We start from the raw sequence: 19258 nt of genomic DNA on the forward strand, positions 1-19258 counted from the left end.
GGACCGATGCTGCTGGTGAGCAATCATCGCAGCTTTATGGATGCACCGGTGCTGATGGCATCTGTGGGGCGTACAATTCGTTTTGCTTGTCATCATTACATGGGGGAAGTACCGGTGATGCGGGAAATTGTGACAAGCTTAGGGTGCTTTCCCTTAAAAGAATCCGGACTCAGACAGCAGCATTTCTTCGATCGGGCGATCGAGCTTTTACAAACTCAGCAGGTAGTGGGAGTGTTTCCGGAAGGGGCGCAACCTATGGTCAAGTTTAGCCCGCCGGATAAATTAGGGAAGTTTCAAAGGGGATTCGCACATTTGGCTTTGCGAGCTGCGGTGCCGGATTTGGTAATATTGCCAGTGACGATCGCTTCGATTGAGGAATCGGTAAGTTCAGCCGTTCCTCTCAAGCTACTGAGCTTATTTGACCCTTCAGAACCGTTATTCGCTCAACCGGGTTGGCATCCTTTGGTAGTATATCGCCGAGTTAACGTTCTCATCGGTCATCCTTCTTGGATAAGCGCTTCCCAACGGGAATACTATCAAGGCAAACAGGCAAAAGCAGTCGTTGCTGAGATTACGCATTACTGTCAAACTGAAATTGCCGAACTGCTCCGTCGGGGCTGTTATTGAATTATTTGTATAACGATGCTACAGATAAAAAGTCACCCTTGCTTTTTGACGCCTAAACCACTTAAGCCAGATTGCCCCCTATTTGTATTTCTGCCAGGAATGGATGGTACGGGTCAACTGTTTCGATCGCAAACTGCTGGTTTGGAAACTGGCTTCGATATACGCTGTTTGGCGATCCCAGCCAATGACTTGACAAACTGGGATGTTCTGGCCGATAAAGTTGTGGGGCTGATCGAAGCAGAAATAAAGCAAGATCCCCAGCGATCGGTTTATTTGTGCGGCGAGTCGTTTGGTGGTTGCTTGGCAATTAAAGTTGCGCTGCGAGCTCCTCAACTATTTGAACGCCTGATTTTAGTCAACCCAGCTTCTTCTATAAGTCGTCGCCCTTGGATATATTTGGGCATCTCTTTGACTAAGATCGTGCCTGAGAGCTTTTATCAGTTTGGTTCATTGGTAGGTTTGTCGGTTTTAGCGGCTTTGGCAAGAATTGCGCCTGAAGACCGTCAAGCCCTCATGGAAGCTGTCCAAATGGTACCTCAGAAAACGGCTGTGTGGCGACTATCTCTGCTCAAAGATTTTGATGTTGAGAATATCGAGTTACATCGCATCGGTCAACCGGTGCTGATTGTTGCGGGTGCGTCCGATCGCCTGCTACCCTCTGTAACTGAAGCCGAATGCTTAGCGGAAAGCTTACCCAATGCGGAAATCGTGGTTCTACCCGAAAGCGGTCACGCTTGTTTGCTGGAGAAGGATGTCAATCTCTACGAAATTATGAAAGCCCGCAAGTTCTTACCCTCTCAGAGTAAGCGTTCCCACACTTTAGCACGGTCAAAAAATTCAAAAAGTGAGCTTGTCAGTTCACCGACTTAAAAAATTTTAGGCGAGCCCTGCATAAATATTGTTGAATTTGTTATGATAGCAATTCGGAGGGCGACTAGCTCAATGGTAGAGCAGCGGACTCTTAATCCGGTGGTTCAGGGTTCGAGCCCCTGGTCGCCCATCAGACAAAATCCCTGAAATCAAATTCTAGCAAGGACTTCAGGGATTTTGCTTTTAGGTGTTGGGCGATCGCAAGTTCGACGTTTTGAAGCGCCTTGACGCGCCGTTGACGCGCCAAATTTTAAAGTTTATTCGCTAAGGCGATGCAGTTGTGGTTGCGGCTTTACAGCAATCGACCAAAGGCTCTTTGGCGATTTGCTCCAGGCCGACTGATTTTAACAGTTCTTCCCAGGAAGTTGCTACGGCTGAATTATTGGGATCGGTGCGGCGCAGTTCGGCTATAGTGCTGAGCGCCTCGTACCAAATACCATTTTTGGCATATAATGCTAGGCGATCGCGCTCTTGTGGGGCTTCCTTGAGCTGTTGGGCTAAAGTTGGACTGGGGTCAGTTAGTTCCATCCAACCTTCCACAAAAGGATCGTTAATTTGGTCTGTAGAATTACACCTGAGCACCAAATACCATTTATAATTCTTGCCTTTCTCTAAAGACGGTCTATTTGCTCCTTGAAAAGGGCTTAAGCTCACAATACCAGGTGTGCCAGTAATAGGAAAAGTTTGTCTGTAAATATCTGTATCCCGGTCATCCTTGAGAACAAATTCTGCGGTACTTGCAGAAGTTGTAGGAATATAAAAGAAGATTTTTGGATTAGCTGTTACTGTTAGCCCGAATTTATCGGTTGGCATCAATGCAGTTAAACGCAGAGACGTATCCCCATCATTTTGGCATTGTTCGCCCCGCGATGCCCCTCCGGCGGTGCTAGTAGGTGCGCCTCTATTTGGAGCCTGAAATGCCTGAGATATCTCCCAACTGCCAGGTATCCTTTGAGCGGAGGTTTGTCTTTGCTGTGCCTGTACTTTGGCTGGGAAGCGAGGGATGATAGCCAATCCCAGAGATACCGCCAATGAAAGCGTTGCCAGATGTAGGACGGATTTTTTTGAACCCATATAAATACCTGCTTGTGCAATAAGGGCTAGTAATTATATCAGCTTAGCTGTTAAAAATTCCAAAAGCGAGACTGTATTACTTTTGGGAGATGACAATTTAGCACTGAGGCTAGATGTAAAGCTATTAATCTGAGTATACCCATATCCAAGACTTAAGCATCCCCATCGGTGTTCCTAATGACACATATATGAGAGCTTCAGAGGGGAGCGGGAGAGCTAAAAGTCAAAAGTCAAAAGTCAAAATTCCGCTTCCCTCTTCCCCCGACGCCCTAATCCCTAATTTCGGCTAGGCGCTGCTGAAGCATTTGGGGAAATTGGGCGTAATATTGTTGGTTGAGCGGAGAAGGGTGAGGTAGGGGCATCAGCGTCACAACACGTTGATGCAGATTGCCTTGATTATCTTTTGCTTGGAGGGTAACTTGCAAACTGGCCGTGTAGCGATCGCTACCTTCAAAAAATTCCGCCGCCACGCCTTTGGCAGCATAGGGAAAAAACCATTTAAAAGCTTCGTTCCCCAACGTGATAATTTGATTTCCTTGCCAGTGAAATACGAGCAAACGTTCTAGAAAAGGACGAAATCGTTTTTTCACACCTTCTGAGTAAGCTTTGTTCCCTGGTGGTTTGTAAGGAACGGTGTTGGTGAAGAGAACGCGATCGAGAACGGTTTGCAAATCTCGATCGTCGCTTGGCTCTTTACCGTACATAGAGCGGTAGAGACCCAGCCGGACAAGCTTGCCAGCAGCGCCGTAAAGCGGTTGACGGGCAAATACTTCATCTTTGCCTAAATCTCGCGCAAAAAAGCATAGCTGGCTTTCTAGGTTGCCTGCGTATAGAATTGGCTGGGTGGGCTCCAAACCCGCTGCACGATAGACTGGTTCGTCGATGGGAAACTCAGCACTTTGAGCTTCTTGCTGTATTTCTGTTAGTAACTGTTGGATGTCTGTCATGAAACTAAATTATTATTCTTTTGATTCAGGGATCGGCACTGAGAACTTTTATGGCTGAGCCGTTAATTGAATTAAAGGGAATCAGTAAGTCTTTTGGCGATGCTTTAGTCTTAGATGAAGTTGACCTGACGATTTACCAAGGCGAAGCGCTGGCGATTATTGGCCCCTCCGGTACGGGAAAATCGACGATTCTACGCATAATTTCTGGTTTGCTGGCTCCCGATGCTGGCGAGATTTATATTAAAGGAGAGCGACGGCGGGGGTTGGTGGAAGATGCGGAAGATCCGATCGGCATTGGTATGGTTTTCCAGCAAGCGGCTTTGTTCGACTCGCTGACAGTAGAAGAAAATGTCGGTTTTCTGTTGTTTCAACATTCTAAACTGCCGCGCCGCGTAATTCGCTCTCTGGTCAACCAAAAGCTGGAGATGGTGGGATTGCCGAGAATTGGCGATCGCTATCCTTCTCAATTATCGGGCGGGATGCGTAAGCGGGTGAGTTTTGCCCGTGCGATTATGTCAAATCCAGAAAATCCCAAGGATACCCCAGAAGTTTTGCTGTACGATGAGCCTACCGCCGGACTAGACCCGGTTGCTTCTACGGTAATTGAGGATTTGATCCGCCAGTTACAGTGTAATGAAGGAGGTTGCACCAGCTACGTTATTGTCACTCACCAAGACAGCACGATCCGCCGTACTGCCGATCGAATTGTGTTCCTCTATCGGGGTAAGGTGCAGTGGTCGGGAAGTCTTAGCGAGATCGATACGACCGATAACGCTTTGATCCGGCAATTTTTTAGCGGTAGCGTAGAAGGGCCGATTCAAGTAGCCGGTTAAGATAGCTCTAATAGTTTTCGATTATCGCAAGCCTTCAATTCTAAAAATCCAAAATCCAAAATCCAAAATCTAAAATCGGTTGGGGGAGAGGAGATGCGATCGCGAACAGTTCGGGAAGGCTCGGTTGGTTTGTTATTTTTGTTGGGAATAGGCTTATTCGCTGCATTAGTTTTGTGGTTGCGTGGCACATATTTCGGCACTCGCACCTATAAAGCGATCGTTGAATTTGCCAACGCAGCCGGTATGCAAGTAGGGACAGCAGTGCGATATCGCGGTGTCGCCGTTGGCAAAGTTACCAACATCAAACCACAAGCAAATGGAGTTGAAGTTGAAATTGAAATTACCCAATCAGATTTAGCAATACCTCGCAATGTTGTAGTAGAAGCGAATCAGTCTGGTTTAATTAGCGAAAATACTATCGAGATCGTACCTATAAATACTGTACCGATTGATGTCCAAGGTGTTAATCCTTTCAGTCCCGACTGCAAAGATCGCAACTTGATTATCTGTAACAACGAACGTTTGCAAGGTAAGGTGGGAGTTAGCCTGGACGAACTAATTCGCGTTGCCGTTCGCTTTGCCAATTTATACAGCGACCCCAAGTTTTTTGACAACATAAATTCGGCAGTAGCAAACACATCTGTAGCGGCACAGGGAGTGACTCAACTGACACGAGAACTGTCTGGTTTAATAGTATCGGTAAAGCAAGATTTGAGAAATGTGTCGGCGGCGGCGAATACAGTTGGTGCAACGGCGCAAAAATTAGGTACAACAGTCGATCGATTCGGCGGAACTGCCGATCGACTAAATCAAACAATTGCTAAATTCGGCAGTACTGCGGATAATGTTAACCTAACTATCGCCAAATTCGGCAGTACTGCTGACAAACTCAATCAAACAGCCGATCGATTTGCTGGAACTGCCAGTCAAATTAATGTTGCCGTTAATCAAACAACCGATCGCATCGGTGCGACTGCTGATAAATTAGGTCGTACTACCGATCGCATTGGTGGAACTATAGACAAATTCGGTCGCACCGCCGACCAAGTTTCTGTTGCTGTGAATAGAATTGATACTACCGCTACTCGAACCGCAAATCAAATTAACGAGACTGTTACTCAGACGGCGGGGAAATTTGGTACAACAGCCGATCGATTTAGTGTAACAGCCGGTCAAGCCAGCGATTTACTTACAAATATCAATAGTTTAGTCAAAACCAATCAAGCTACACTTGTCAGCACCCTCAACAATCTCAGCCAAACTAGCGAACAGCTTCGAGTTACGGTAGCCAACCTTTCTCCGGCGATCGATCGCGTTTTGCAAGGAGAATTTATTCGTAACTTAGAAACTCTGTCTGCCAATGCAGCACAAGCTTCCGCCAATTTACGCGATATCTCCAACTCGTTGAATGACCCAAATTATTTACTAACTCTACAACAAACATTAGATTCCGCTCGCGTAACGTTTGAGAACGCACAAAAAATCACATCTGACCTCGATGAGTTGACAGGCGATCCCAGATTCCGCAATAATTTACGCAACCTGGTTAACGGGTTGAGCGGTTTGGTATCTTCCACAGAGGAATTACAAGAGCAAGTTGAAGTTGCACAGTTCTTGACTCCTATGGTGTCAGCAACAAATATGCAAATTCCGGAAATGGCAAATCATACTTCTGCTACTCATCCACCCGTACCTGTGACAACCTCTATAGAAGAGAACAAGCCGAAACCGATTGCACAAAAAAACAGCAAATCTTCTGGAAGTAAGCAATAAAAAAATAAGTGAAAATGAATAAAGATAGTTTGTTGTATCCACAAATTAACTCCTCTCGAAATATCGAAAACAATCTTAATTATCAAAAAATATATCCAATAATAGTAATTGATGCTATATTTTTTCAATTCTATAAAACAGGAATTGCTCGTGTTTGGAGGTCATTGCTAGAAGAGTGGGCAGCTAGTGGATATGCAAAGCATATTGTTGTACTCGATCGAGTTGGCACTGCTCCCAAAATTTCTGGTATCCGATATCGAAATGTTCAGCAATATGACTATAGCAAAACAGATGCAGACCGCATAATGTTGCAGCAAGTTTGCAATGAAGAAAATGCTGACTTATTCGTTTCCACCTACTACACAACACCTATTTCAACGCCATCTGTATTTATGGCGTATGATATGATTCCAGAAATTATGCGCTGGAATCTTGCCGAACCCATGTGGCGCGAGAAACATTATGCTATCCGCCACGCATATAGATACATTGCAATTTCAGAAAATACAGCCCGCGATTTAGCAAAGTTTTTTCCGCATATTCACGCCAGTTCTATAACTGTGGCTCATTGCGGCGTTAAAAGTATATTTTCGCCCGCTATTCCTGAAGAAATTAGCAGTTTTAAAGTAAAGTATAGCATCTCAAAACCTTACTTTCTTTTAGTTGGTGCGTCAACAGGTTACAAAAATACTATTTTGTTTATCCAAGCTTTTGCTAAACTGACAAACAAACAAGATTTTGAAATTGTTTATACAGGTGCTAGTTTCTTATCAGAAAGCGATCGCAAAGCCTTCCTTTCAGGCATCACCATCCATAAATTGCAACTGGAAGATGAAGAATTAAAATTAGCTTATTCTGGTGCCGTCGCATTAGTCTATCCATCAAAATATGAAGGGTTCGGATTACCTATACTTGAGGCGTTATCCTGTGGATGTCCAGTTATTACTTGTGCAAATGCCTCTATTCCCGAAGTGGCTGGAGAAGCCGCAATTTATGTAAATGATAGCGATGTCGATGAATTAACTAAAGCTTTATCCGAAGTTCAAAAGCTCGATGTTCGCCAATCATTAATTTCGGCTGGCTTGTCACAATCTAAAAAGTTTTCGTGGTCAAAAATGGCTGACTTAGTTAGCTCAGCCTTGCAATCAGCTGCTGCAAATATAGAAAATGCCAAAAAAGCCTCTGCTGAGTTATCAGTTCATGTGGAAAAGTTTGAGCGGCAGTTGCTGGAAGAAACTATCGATTCATCGCAATTCCTCAATCTGGTAAGTGGATGTATGAACCTCTATGAAATCGATCCAGAAGATGAATCGGTATTGGCAGACTTACGCTTAATTCGCAAACGCATAGCGAATTTTTGGTTGAGTGCAGCAGTTGAAGAACTGGAAAGTCTCTATTTGGGAAATATCGGTAAGGCTCATCAAATCCTGCAAAATAGTGCTTTTAAAAAGACACAGTTAACGGAAGTGGAACAGACTTTTGTAGATGAATTGGTAGAAAAATTAGCGAAAGGATTGGACAATTCAAGGGCTATTAATTACCGACTGGCAGCGATGTTGTATTGTTTGGAAAATGAAGGCGATCGCACTCATTTCCCTAATTGGTTACAATGATATAATCGTCATCTCGTAAGAAAGTAAATTCTCAGGAAAATAGTGGGTAGAGGAATAATTACAGCGCTTTATAGTTGCATGAAGCACGCAGAAACCCGGTTTCTCTACACCTAGCTTAGCTAAGCCCAATCTTCGCTATCGTTACCGCGAGTTTTATAAACTTCCCCTTTCGCATGGATTTTGCGGGTAGTTTCATAAAGTTCCTCTTCGTTCATACCCCACATTTGCAGAACTTTGTCTAAGTCTTCCTTGATATCTCTCGCGCCAGGAAAGCCAAGGTAGCGAATTCGCAACCGCGCTAATTCGGCTAGGTTGTATTCACTTGGCTTTCCTGCTAAGAGGTTATCGACTACTTTGCGATCTTTACTATATTGAGGATGCTGCTGTTCTTTGGTCATCTTTGTTTTGCTACAAGTTCTTCAAATATGTTGTACATATCCTGGGCAAATTTTTTCGTGTTCCACAAAGGTGCTAAATTTTCTGGCTGTTTCGATCGCACAATTTGCTCTCGTATTGAAAGCCTTAGATCGGTCTCGTTACCGAGTTTAATTCCCCAATCTGTGTACTCTTCCCAACTCTTAGCTACACCACTCGAAAGGGAGAGAGCTTGTAAAAAAGAATATCCCATTCTGGAAAGATACTGCTCACCTGTTCTAGTTACAACTGGCAAGTCAAAGGATAATGCTTCTAAGTTATGCGTCCCGCCATTATAAGGATAGGAATCGAGCAAAACATCGGCAATTTTGTAAGTCGATCTATGTTCTTCTTCCGTCTTTGTAAGGGGCATAAATTTTATGCGATTAAATCTCACTCCAATTGCTTCGCATTCCTTCTGATAAGCCGCTTGAATTATTTCTCGATCGCCTGTGTGTCCCTTATATATCAATATGCTATCAGGCACGTGCTTGAGCATTTTTACCTGAGATTTTATCATTTCTGCATTCATTTTATATGCAGGCGCAACGCATAAGTAAACTACTTGATCTTCAGCCAGCCGCATAGCTTTTCTGCTAACTTCTCGCTGGATGGGTTTGCATTCAAATCCAGAAACTGCCACAAATGAATCTGGCAGACGGACTAACTGTTCCCGATAGTATTTTTCTGTACCTGCGGGGTGCGTGTGCCAGTCGCAGAGGAAGTAATTATTTGCATTTGTGAATGGCGCTTCAAATCCCAACCAAGATATACACACAGGCGCTGGTTGTTTATGGATAATATCGACTTGAATGGGGACGCTGAGAGAATCTAAATCAATTAATACATCTACTTCATCTTTCAATATTTGCTCGATTATTTCTTTTGTATCGGCTGTGCCATTGGCTAACTTTTTGGGTCTGTAAAGGCTTGTAGACGCCTGTTCAAATAGCTTAGTTCTATCATCTGGTTTGCGATCGCCAGTGAGGTACAAGTAGACGTTTTGGGTCAGGTCATTCAATTCTCGGATCGTATCATAACTACACCAGCCCACAGAATGTCTGACAAAGTGGCTCGACAAAATACCTATTCTTAATCTTTGCGAGCCTTGGCTTTTTGATTTAATATTATAAATTTGTTCTGGCTTAGGCTTAATAACTTTTTCAACGTATTTTTCGCCAATTGTGTTTGCCAGTTTAGAATTCGCAGGTAAATCTTCGCGCAAATAATTGACATTAAATAATACTTGCGAGTAAATAGATGCGATCTCTTCTGATTTTAATTCTGACAAACGCTCGTAAATTAGCGGTTCAATTTCCAAAAATTTGTTCCTGGCAATTTCGTTCAGCCCCGATTTGACATAAGTGGCGATAAAAGTTATGGCAGCAATTATCTGACCTGTTTCGCCACAATTTTGGCTATAATCATCTACTGCTTCTCTTAAAAGCGCAAAATCAGAATTATTAGCTGGCCCGCCGATCAAAAACGACATACACAAATGGGAAAGCAGCAGGTCGGGGTTGATTTTAATAGCTTTTTTAAGAGTGTCGATCGCATATTTGAACTTCTCGGCATTCAGCCGACCTTGTTGCTGGCTTTGCCGCTGCACTGACATCCCGATGTTATAGTAAGCTTCGGCTAAGTCGGGTTGCAGTTCGATCGCTTTTTGGAACTGGACGATCGCCTGTTCAAAATTATCTTGTTGTGCTAGAGCCGAACCTATGTTAAAATACGCTCGCGCTGAATCAGGGACGAGTTGAAGTACTTTCCGGTATTGAAGCAGAGCTTGTGAAAACTTCTCTTGTTCTAAGAAAGCGTTGCCTAACTGATTGTAAGCTTCCGCATAATCTGGTTTGAGATCGATCGTGCTTTGTAAATGCACGATCGCTTCCTCTATTTGACCTTGTTGTTTGAGAGCCGTACCCAAGTTAAAATGTGCGAGGGGATAATTCGGTTTCAATGCCACCGCACGTTTGTAATATCCGATCGCCTCTTCCCACTTACCCTGTTTGCCGACAGCCGTTCCCAGATCGTTGAGAGTTTCGGCACTCAGGAGTTCTGGTTTGAGTTTCAAAGCCTTTTGCCAGCAAGGAACTGCTTCATCAGCTCGACCTAGCTGCATGAAAACATTTGCCAAATTCCAATATGCAGCTGCCAGATCTGGTTTGAGGTCGATCGCTTTTTGATAGTAGGCAATCGCTTCTTCTGATTGACCCAGCTTGGAAAGCATAGTCGCTTTATTGACATAAGCTTCCGCAAACTCCGGGTTTATTTCCAGCGCCTTGTTGTAAGCGCGAAGGGCTTCTTCTATCTTGCCTTGGGCTTGCAGGGCGTTGCCTAAAATCTTGTATGTCGGGGCTTCATCCGGTTGTAACTTCAGGGCGAGTTTGCAGGATGCGATCGCTTCGGCGAACTTCCTTTGCAGCAAGTATACCTCACCGAGCTCGTAGTGTACCTGGGCGTAGTTGGGTTGAATTTCTAGCGCCTTTTGGTAGCTTTCTATCGCTTCATTGAGTTTTTGCTGACTTTTAAGCTGGTTGCCGATGTTGCAGAAGTTTTGAGCTGCTTCTGAATGAAGTTGACTTTGCATCCTATTAGCTTGCCCTTGACGCGGTAAAGTTAACGCTGGAGTTATTTTAATCGGGGAACAGGTCATTGGCGATCGGGGAATAGGAATTAAATGACCTTTTGACCTTTTGACCGATGACCTTTTGACCGACGACGAAGGAGTTTAGTGAATGACCGCAGAAATGGACGCCTCTAAATTGATGAAACAGCAAGTCGGCAAAGCTGCTGCCGATCGCGTGCAATCCAGTTCTATTGTAGGGCTGGGGACTGGCTCTACTACAGCTTACGCGATACAGTTTTTGGGCGATCGCCTTAAATCCGGCGAATTAAAAGATATCATAGGCGTCCCCACCTCGTTTCAGGCGGAAGTGTTAGCCAGAGAGTACGGCATTCCCCTGACGACACTGGATGTAATCGATCGGATCGATATCGCCATTGACGGTGCCGATGAAGTTGACCCCCAACTCAATTTAATCAAAGGTGGCGGCGCTGCCCACACCCGCGAGAAAGTCGTCGATACCCTCGCTGCCGAGTTTATCGTAGTTGTGGATAGTTCCAAACTGGTAGACAAACTCGGTTCCACCTTCAAGGTACCTGTAGAAGTCATACCGATGGCATACGCACCCGTAATGCGTGCCATTGAAAAACTCGGCGGCAAACCAGAATTGCGAATGGGCGTCAAAAAAGCTGGCCCAGTAGTTACCGATCAGGGAAATATGGTAATCGATGTCAAATTTGACAGCATTGACAACCCAGCCGAACTAGAGAAAACACTTAACAACATTCCCGGTGTTCTCGAAAATGGCTTATTTGTCAACACCACAAATTTAGTGTTGGTAGGTGAAATCAAGGACGGACAGCCTTCCGTGCGCGAGATTGTCAAAGGCTAGAGTTATTTTCTCAGAAAACCGTTTTCTTGAAGAAACCGGTTTTCTGAGCAATTGCTAACTAAAAAAGACCAAAACTTTTTGTTGCTATCTTAAACTTTTTTAAAATAAAAAACCTATCTTGCGATCGACTTTTGGTTGAGCTTGTTGGGCTTTTCAATCATTAAAAATAATCTATCTGTCAACCGCCCCACCCACTCTTGGGATGGGGCTTGTAACTAACCAGAAAACCTAGCTGAAACATCTGGGTTATTGACCGAACCCTGCTCCTCCGTCTTTTGGGTAGAGGAGAGAAAATAATCATCGCGAATATTCCTAGAACGCCAGTCCACTAGAATAAATTGACAAAAACAACGAAATATGTTTTGTGTAGGGGCTTTCGCATTTGGGCGACAATTTATTGCACAAAACCCAAGATTTTCTGTCCAAATGCTTCGCCCTGCCGCAGTCTAAAGCTTATTCCACATTATGTTGCTTTTGTCAAGCTCTTTTACTGGACTGTGATTCCACTATTAACTTCACCAATGTTGCGGAAGTAGATTTAGAATTGTCCCAACAAAACGGTACTTCGCAAACTGCGCTTTTCTTCCTCTACAGTAGCGGTGGAAATCGCTATATAGGTTACGATCTGGATGCCTCCGGGCCTGGTAATGCTGTGAGTATTACACAGTTTGATGTCTCGCCGATGCCATCAAACGTTATGATGTTCAACCAAATAGGTTGGATATTTTATCATCTGCTTGACATTAAGCTAAAGCTGACCTGGGCATTTGTCCAGGTCACTTTCGATTGTTTTCCGTTATACAATCTCTACCGAGGATGAGCGTTAGGCAATAATAGATCGAGTTTCCTGGTGTGATATGGTTAGCCTTTTGGCTGGGTAAGTTAGAAGTAAGTAACCCTTTTGGTGTTATAATTCTGCAAACAAAAAATTGGCTGTTCTGACTGAAACCCTTGTTAGTAATATTACAGATGGGTGCATTTACAGATTTGGGTGGCGGGCGATCGCGTTTATACGGGTGCATTTACAAGGTTGCGATCGCAGGCAAGCCTCTTTTCATTGCTACTAACTTGAGGACGGTTAAAGGGTTATTTGTCAAAATTTTTACTACTTATACCAGAAGAGCCAAAAAGCCAAGTCTGGTCTGTGATTAATTTTTCCATTCGGAAAAAATTCTGTTACGATCGTCGATCGACCTCACTATTCAGTATAATTATCTACCCCATTGTCAGCCTTATCAAAAGGTGAGAAGTTTTTATGAGCCTTTGCCAAACAGTACTTTCCAAATAAATTGTTTGAATTCACATAGTTAAGTGCCTTTGCAAATCTCCCTTAAGGAGGATACGCTATAAAAGTTTGTACGTATTCTCCCTATTGGCCTGATAATCAGGAGGATAAAATTACTTTTTTTCAGTACATCTACCGAAGAGGATAAAAAAGTGGATAACTATAACACAACATCCGGCAAAGATTTCCTGACTTCCTCATCCATTACTGACATAATTCGGGCATTTGCAGGTGATGACATCGTTTTCGGGATGGAAGGGGATGACATTATCAACGGTAACGAAGACTCAGATATCCTCAATGGCAACCAAGGCAAAGACCTTGTGCGTGGCGGTCAAGGCGACGATCTTGTTCGGGGCGGTCAAGATGATGACTGGGTTTTCGGAGACAAAGGCGACGATACCGTTTATGGGGATTTGGGCAACGATACAGGCTATGGCGGTCTGGGTAACGACATACTGATAGGCGACGAAGAGTTAAAGACAGACTTCAGCCAAGATGGCGACGACGTATTATACGGAAATGAAAACAAAGATATTATCTACGGTCTGGGTGGTAACGACCTATTATTTGGCAATCAAGACCCAGATATCATCAACGGCAATAAAGGGAAAGACACAGTTCGCGGCGGTCAAGGCAACGATCTTGTTAGGGGTGGGGATAACAATGACTCCCTATTTGGTGACAAAGGCGACGATACCGTTTATGGAGATCTAGGCGACGACACGGGATATGGTGGCGAAGGTAACGACTTCTTAGTCGGCGACGAAGATATAAATGCAGACTTCAGTCAAGATGGCGACGACGTATTATACGGAAATGAAGGCGAAGATATTATCTACGGTCTGGGTGGCGACGACCTTCTATACGGCAATCAAGACGCAGATATCATTAACGGCAATGAAGGCAACGACACAGCTTGTGGCGGTCAAGGCCAAGATCTTGTTCGCGGTGGCGATAACAACGACTTACTATTTGGTGACAAAGGCGACGACACCATTTATGGAGATGTAGGCGATGACACTGCCATCGGCGGCGAGGGTAACGACCTGCTATATGGCGATACCAATACTGAGACATTTGAAACAACTATAAGTGTTGTGGTCTTTAGTACCATAACTGTGGAGACAGACACCAGCAAAGATGGCAAAGACGTTCTCTTTGGCGGACAAGGTAAAGATACCATCTGCGGTCTGGGTGGCGACGACATCATCAATGGCAACGAAGGCGAAGACTTAGTTTACGGCAACCAAGGTCAGGACACAATTCGCGGCGGTGACAACAACGATACAATCTGGGGAGGTCAAGGCAACGACCTACTCTACGGCGACAAAGACAACGACGTTCTCTGGGGAGACTTAGGTAGAGACAGCCTCGACGGCGGTAGCGGCGACGATGTATTCGTCATCGGCAGACGCAACGAAGAATCGGGTTTTCGCAGCACAGGTGGCCCCAACATCAGCGATGCCGACTTAATCGTCGATTTTGGCTATGGTTTGGATTTAATTGGCCTCACCGGCGGATTAACTTATGACGATTTGAATATCTTTCAAGGTAGCGGTGAAAATCAAAGTAATACTATAATTCAGGACAAATCGACGGGTGAATTTTTAGCGAATTTGAAAGGGGTTAACAGCAATACTATTACCAAAGCTAATTTCACTTACTCGACGATCCGAATTGACAATTACTTATCGTTCAGTCAGCAGACATACCGCGTTAGAGAAGACGGTACGCCCGAAAGTTTAGTAACGGTAACTCGTACAGGTAATCTGGATGCAGCTGTCGGTGCGATCGTTTTCTTATCAGATGGTACCGCCAAATCATCCCAGGACTACAACGGCAATCCGATCGAAGTTAACTTCGCCCCCGGAGAGACCGCCAAAACTATAGTTATTCCGATTGTTAGCGATACCATACCAGAAGGGGAAGAAACATTTTACGCCGCCTTGGGTTTCCCCAACAACGGTGCCACCATTGCCCCACCCAAAACAGCCGAAGTCAGAATTATCGATCGCAATAACCCACCATCATCCAACCCAGGTACAATTCAATTTAGCGGCCCTCTCTACGCTGTTGGTGAAGATGGCACACTGCTATCATTAATCGCAGTAAATCGCATCGGTGGCAGTAGCGGTGTTGTGAGTGCGAAAGTTCTCCTAAATGGCGGTAGTGCGATCGGTTCTGCCCCTCCCTTAGTATCCCCCACCGATTACAGCAACAACTTCATCACCGTCACTTGGGCAGATGGAGATACCGCCCCCAAAATTATTAACGTCCCCGTTCTCGACGATAAACTTGTTGAGGGTAACGAAACAGTTAATTTAACCCTCAGCGAACCCACAGGCGGCGTCACAATTGGACAGCAAAGTAATGCCATCCTCACAATCGTAGATAACGACAACAACTCAACACCTAGTATAGGTACAGGCGTTCTCTCATTTACCGCCGCCAGTTATAGCGATAACGAAGGTAATGGCGGCATTCCCAACAAAATCGTCGCCACCGTTCAACGCACAGGTGGCAGCGATGGGATTGTCAGCGTTCAAGCAATAGTAGATAATCCACCAGGCAGCGCTACAGATGGCAGCGATTACATCAACATTTCTCCCATCACCATCACTTTCAACAGTGGCGAAACTACCAAAACAGTCGCCCTACCTATTTTTGGCGATACATCTGCCGAAGCGGACGAAACAATTAATTTGAGATTGGTCAATCCCATCGGTGGCGCAACTCTTGGCAGTCAGCAAACAGCAACTTACACGATTATTAATGATGATGCCAATACCCCCAACAACGCCCCAGAAATTGATGTAGTCGAGAGCAATACAATCATTGCGGATAATACGGGTAACGTTAATTTCGGTACAACTACAGTTGGTGCATCTGTAACCAAAACCTTCACTGTCAAAAATATCGGTAATGCTAATCTTACTCTCGGTGCAATTAACAGTTTGCCAACTGGTTTTACCCTCGTCAATCAGTTCCAAAATACAACTCTAACTCCCGGTAGTACGACAAGTTTTGATGTCAAATTAGATGCCACAAATATCGGTAGTTATAACGGAAGCATTTCCTTTGTCAATAACGATTCTGATGAAAATCCTTACAACTTTAACATCAGCGGTGTTGTCAACGCACAAGCATCGAATCCAGAAATTCAATTACTCGATAACGCTACCGATATTGTTGATGGTACGACAACCCCAATAAACTTTGGCACAACCACTTTAGGTGTACCTATTACTAAAACTTTCACCGTCAAAAATTTGGGGACTACAGCACTTAATTTGAGTGGGTGGACATTGCCAACTGGCTTCAGCATAGTCGGAACTCTACCAGGGATTGTAGCACCCGGAGGTTCATCTACTTTTGATGTCAAATTGGAAGCAATTTCTGGTGGTAATTACCAAGGAAATTTAGATATTGGCAACAATGACGCCAACGAAAATCCGTTTAATTTTGCTATTGCCGGCACGGTAACTCCCGTACCACCAACCAGTCCAGAAATTCAAGTTTTAAGTGACCAAAATAACGATATTGCCGATGGCAGCACAACGCCTTTTGACTTCGGTACGACGCCTCTAGGTGTACCAATTATCAAAACATTCAAAGTCAAAAACATCGGTGGCGCTGCGCTTAACTTAAGCAACTGGAGTTTGTCGAATGGATTCAGTTTTGTCGGTACGCTTCCGGGAATTGTAGGCAATGCTACTGAGAGTACTTTCCAAATCAAATTTGATGCAAATACGACGGGTACTACCAAAGGAGATATCTCCGTTGGCAACAACGACCCCGATGAAAATCCTTTCAATTTTGCTATTTCTGGAACCGTAAGCGGTACGTCAACATCCAAGGCAGAAATTCAAGTTTTGGATGAGCAAAATAACAATATTGTTGATGGTACTACCACGCCATTTAACTTCGGCACAACCAAACTAGGAACAGCGATTACTAAAACTTTCACAGTCAAAAATACTGGCAGCGAACAACTAAATCTCACACTATGGAAATTGACAGACGGTTTTAGTTTTGTTAGCGCTGTTCCCGGAATAGTATTACCCGGTTCTCAGGCTACTTTCAAGTTAAAATTTGATGCAGGTAGTGTCGGGACAACTAACGGAAAGCTAGAAATTGATAATAATGATGGTGACGGCAGTGATGGCATTGAAAATCCCTTCGATTTTGCTATTGCCGGAACGGTAAGCAATTCACCAACAGCAAATCCGGAAATAGACGTTTTCAATGGGGCTACCGGTATCACCGATGGCAGCACAACACCGATAAACTTTGGCACCAGCAAAGCAGGCGAAGTAAACATCAAAACCTTCACCATCAACAATACTGGCAGCGATACGCTGACCTTAAGCGGATGGAAATTGCCAAATGGTTTCAGTTTGGTGGGAAATATCCCTGGTTCCGTAGAACCAGGAAAATCTACAACTTTCCAGGTCAGATTAGATGCAAATAACGGTGGGAACTACAAAGGTTCTTTAGAAATAGGTAATAACGACAGCGATGGCGGCGATGGGGTCGAAAATCCCTTCGATTTTGTCATTTCCGGTACTGTGTTACCTTTACCACCACCAAACGCAGAAATTGAGGTATCGGATCAGCTAAGCAACAACATTGATAGCGCCACGGAAACGCCCATAAATTTTGGCACTACCACAGTCGGTACAAGCCTTACTCAAACCTTCACTATCAAAAATAGTGGCACTGACAATCTCACTCTGGGTAAGTTGAGTTTGCCAACAGGTTTCAGTGTAGTAACGCCTTTTGGCAGTACAACTATAGGAGCCAATCAATCGACAACCTTTACTGTAAAACTTGATGCCAACAGCGCTGGGAATTATACTGGCACAATTTTGATTGAAAACAATGATTCGGATATCGGCGATGGCAAGGTAGAAGATCCCTTTTATTTCCCGATTGCAGGTATAGTACAAACTATACCCGCTCCCGAAATCGTCGTTCTTGATACTAGCAGTTCAACTCCTAATATTCCGGATGGCAGCACAACGCCAATTGACTTTGGCTCTACTCCATTAAACTTACCCAAATCGAAACAGTTTATTGTCATCAACACTGGCAATGCAAATCTTTCCATGAGTAATTGGAAATTGCCAAATGGTTTCAGTTTCGTGGGGACTCCTCCCAGCAGTATAGGACCTGGAGGTTCAGCTACTTTTAGTGTCCAACTGAATGGTCAGAGTGTTGGTGATGTCAGTGGAACGTTACAGTTTGACAACAATGATGGTGATGGGGGTGACGGGGTAGAAAATCCCTTTGATTTCCAAATTAAAGGTAAGGTGAATCCTGCCTCAGTTACTGTGAGTCCATTTACTAAAGATTTCCAGGAGAATAATCTTGGTGTTGGCGCAACCTCACGCAACTTTACTATCAACCTCGAATCTCCTGCACCAGCAGGGGGTGTGACTGTGAATTTCAATATGTCGGGAACAGCCACTGTTGGGCAGGCAAGTGGTAACGATTACACTCTGTCTGGTTCGTCGGGCATGACTTTTACCACATCAGGAACAACTGGTTCGATAACTATCCCACAGAACGCAACCAGTGCCAATATTTTTGCCACTATAATCGACGATTTTACTATTAACGAGCCGGATGAGACAGTGATAATTAACCTCACATCGGTTTCATCGGCAAATTCTGGTGACTTTATCGTAGGAGCGCAGAATTCAGCGCAAAATAACATCATCGATAATGATTGGAACAACTTGTCTACTGTCCTAACTGGAGGTGGTGCTGTTGACTTAATGCAGGGCAACGACAATCTTGTTGACACCATTAATCCCGGCAATGGCAATGATATTATTTCTTGGATGAACGTTCCGCCAATTGGCATCACAGATAAATTTGGTAGTGGTCAATTTCAGGCAGGTGGGGACAGATTCCAATTCACTTCAGCTAATTTCGGAAATATCTCTAGTGTCACGTCCTCATCTGTAACCATTTCAAGTACGGGTGCTGGTGGCACTAATATTAGTGGCAAGAATCTAATTATCTTCCCTGCGAGTATTACCTTTAACAGTGTTGGCGATCTGGATACAACATTGGCTGCCCAAAATGGTACGTCGGCAAATCCAGTTTTCTATATCTACCAGATCCTAGTTGATCCACCTCCAGCTAATCCTGGTCCTAAAATTCCAAATTGGTTTGTAGGTTACGACCCGATCGCAAACCAAGCTGGTACTGTTGGTGGTGTGGATGGTACTGCGAGGAATATCGTACAGGTTGATGCAGGGCCGACAGCATCAAACTTTAATTTTGTGTGAAATCATCTATTTCCTGTCAAGAAACCTCACAAGTTTTTGTAGGTTGGGTTGACGCCAGGAAA

13 protein-coding genes and 1 tRNA gene are annotated in these 19258 nt (G+C 44.3%); 10 read left to right on the top strand and 4 right to left on the bottom strand.

Annotation, left to right across the window (positions count from 1 at the left end; genetic code table 11):
* The first annotated feature begins 6 nt into the window (after positions 1-6).
* From H6G03_RS17680 to H6G03_RS17690, 3 genes are all read left to right on the top strand, one after another.
* Positions 7-627: a lysophospholipid acyltransferase family protein gene (locus H6G03_RS17680; protein ID WP_242056952.1), complete on the top strand. Its 621-nt coding sequence runs from the start codon at positions 7-9 to the stop codon at positions 625-627.
* 45 nt (positions 628-672) lie between these two features.
* Positions 673-1497, top strand: a complete 825-nt coding sequence (locus H6G03_RS17685) for an alpha/beta fold hydrolase (RefSeq protein WP_322111930.1) — start codon at positions 673-675, stop codon at positions 1495-1497.
* Between the two features lie 58 nt (positions 1498-1555).
* Positions 1556-1627 (top strand) — tRNA-Lys (locus H6G03_RS17690).
* 134 nt (positions 1628-1761) lie between these two features.
* Here H6G03_RS17690 and H6G03_RS17695 read toward each other — a convergent pair.
* Together H6G03_RS17695 and H6G03_RS17700 are read right to left on the bottom strand one after the other, a co-directional pair.
* Complete coding sequence (locus H6G03_RS17695; protein ID WP_190465957.1) at positions 1762-2571, bottom strand: DUF928 domain-containing protein; 810 nt, start codon at positions 2569-2571, stop codon at positions 1762-1764.
* A gap of 269 nt (positions 2572-2840) precedes the next feature.
* Positions 2841-3518 (bottom strand): uracil-DNA glycosylase family protein, encoded by a 678-nt coding sequence (locus H6G03_RS17700; RefSeq protein WP_190465959.1) that lies wholly within the window; start codon positions 3516-3518, stop codon positions 2841-2843.
* Between the two features lie 50 nt (positions 3519-3568).
* On the opposite strand from H6G03_RS17700, the gene H6G03_RS17705 reads away from it, so the two are divergent.
* The 3 genes from H6G03_RS17705 to H6G03_RS17715 all read left to right on the top strand — a co-directional run bounded on the left by H6G03_RS17705 (position 3569) and on the right by H6G03_RS17715 (position 7737).
* Positions 3569-4351 carry an ABC transporter ATP-binding protein gene (locus H6G03_RS17705; RefSeq protein WP_190465962.1) on the top strand — a complete coding sequence of 261 codons (783 nt, stop codon included), beginning with the start codon at positions 3569-3571 and terminating at the stop codon, positions 4349-4351.
* Between the two features lie 93 nt (positions 4352-4444).
* Entirely contained in the window at positions 4445-6124 is a 1680-nt protein-coding gene (locus H6G03_RS17710) for an MlaD family protein (protein ID WP_190465963.1), read from the top strand.
* Positions 6125-6132: 8 nt separating this feature from the next.
* Positions 6133-7737: a glycosyltransferase family 4 protein gene (locus H6G03_RS17715; protein ID WP_407650748.1), complete on the top strand. Its 1605-nt coding sequence runs from the start codon at positions 6133-6135 to the stop codon at positions 7735-7737.
* 119 nt (positions 7738-7856) lie between these two features.
* Here the strand turns inward: H6G03_RS17715 and H6G03_RS17720 are convergent, their stop codons facing one another.
* Complete coding sequence (locus H6G03_RS17720; RefSeq protein ID WP_190465967.1) at positions 7857-8135, bottom strand: DUF3288 family protein; 279 nt, start codon at positions 8133-8135, stop codon at positions 7857-7859.
* A complete protein-coding gene (locus H6G03_RS17725; RefSeq protein ID WP_190465969.1) occupies positions 8132-10807 on the bottom strand; it encodes a tetratricopeptide repeat protein in 2676 nt (891 codons plus the stop codon). The genes H6G03_RS17720 and H6G03_RS17725 overlap by 4 nt, the downstream gene beginning before the upstream one ends.
* Positions 10808-10889: 82 nt before the next feature.
* On the opposite strand from H6G03_RS17725, the gene rpiA reads away from it, so the two are divergent.
* From rpiA to H6G03_RS17745, 4 genes are all read left to right on the top strand, one after another.
* Positions 10890-11609 (top strand): ribose-5-phosphate isomerase RpiA, encoded by a 720-nt coding sequence (gene rpiA, locus H6G03_RS17730; RefSeq protein ID WP_190465971.1) that lies wholly within the window; start codon positions 10890-10892, stop codon positions 11607-11609.
* A gap of 382 nt (positions 11610-11991) precedes the next feature.
* The gene (locus H6G03_RS17735; protein ID WP_190465973.1) at positions 11992-12429 is read left to right on the top strand and encodes a hypothetical protein; all 438 of its coding nucleotides are present in this window, start codon (positions 11992-11994) and stop codon (positions 12427-12429) included.
* 149 nt (positions 12430-12578) lie between these two features.
* Positions 12579-12761, top strand: a complete 183-nt coding sequence (locus H6G03_RS17740; protein WP_190465975.1) for a hypothetical protein — start codon at positions 12579-12581, stop codon at positions 12759-12761.
* A 285-nt stretch (positions 12762-13046) separates the two neighbouring features.
* Positions 13047-19196 (top strand): choice-of-anchor D domain-containing protein, encoded by a 6150-nt coding sequence (locus tag H6G03_RS17745; protein ID WP_190465977.1) that lies wholly within the window; start codon positions 13047-13049, stop codon positions 19194-19196.
* Positions 19197-19258 lie beyond the last annotated feature (62 nt).

Source organism: Aerosakkonema funiforme FACHB-1375 (assembly GCF_014696265.1).
Taxonomy (GTDB): Bacteria; Cyanobacteriota; Cyanobacteriia; order Cyanobacteriales; family Aerosakkonemataceae; genus Aerosakkonema; species Aerosakkonema funiforme_A.

Coding starts and splice junctions, on each gene's coding strand:
- H6G03_RS17740 (WP_190465975.1), top strand. CDS start 12,579: ATGGGTGCATTTACAGATTTGGGTGGCGGGCGATCGCGTTTATACGGG.
- rpiA (WP_190465971.1), top strand. CDS start 10,890: ATGACCGCAGAAATGGACGCCTCTAAATTGATGAAACAGCAAGTCGGC.
- H6G03_RS17720 (WP_190465967.1), bottom strand. CDS start 8,135: ATGACCAAAGAACAGCAGCATCCTCAATATAGTAAAGATCGCAAAGTA.
- H6G03_RS17725 (WP_190465969.1), bottom strand. CDS start 10,807: ATGACCTGTTCCCCGATTAAAATAACTCCAGCGTTAACTTTACCGCGT.
- H6G03_RS17700 (WP_190465959.1), bottom strand. CDS start 3,518: ATGACAGACATCCAACAGTTACTAACAGAAATACAGCAAGAAGCTCAA.
- H6G03_RS17680 (WP_242056952.1), top strand. CDS start 7: ATGCTGCTGGTGAGCAATCATCGCAGCTTTATGGATGCACCGGTGCTG.
- H6G03_RS17695 (WP_190465957.1), bottom strand. CDS start 2,571: ATGGGTTCAAAAAAATCCGTCCTACATCTGGCAACGCTTTCATTGGCG.
- H6G03_RS17710 (WP_190465963.1), top strand. CDS start 4,445: ATGCGATCGCGAACAGTTCGGGAAGGCTCGGTTGGTTTGTTATTTTTG.
- H6G03_RS17705 (WP_190465962.1), top strand. CDS start 3,569: ATGGCTGAGCCGTTAATTGAATTAAAGGGAATCAGTAAGTCTTTTGGC.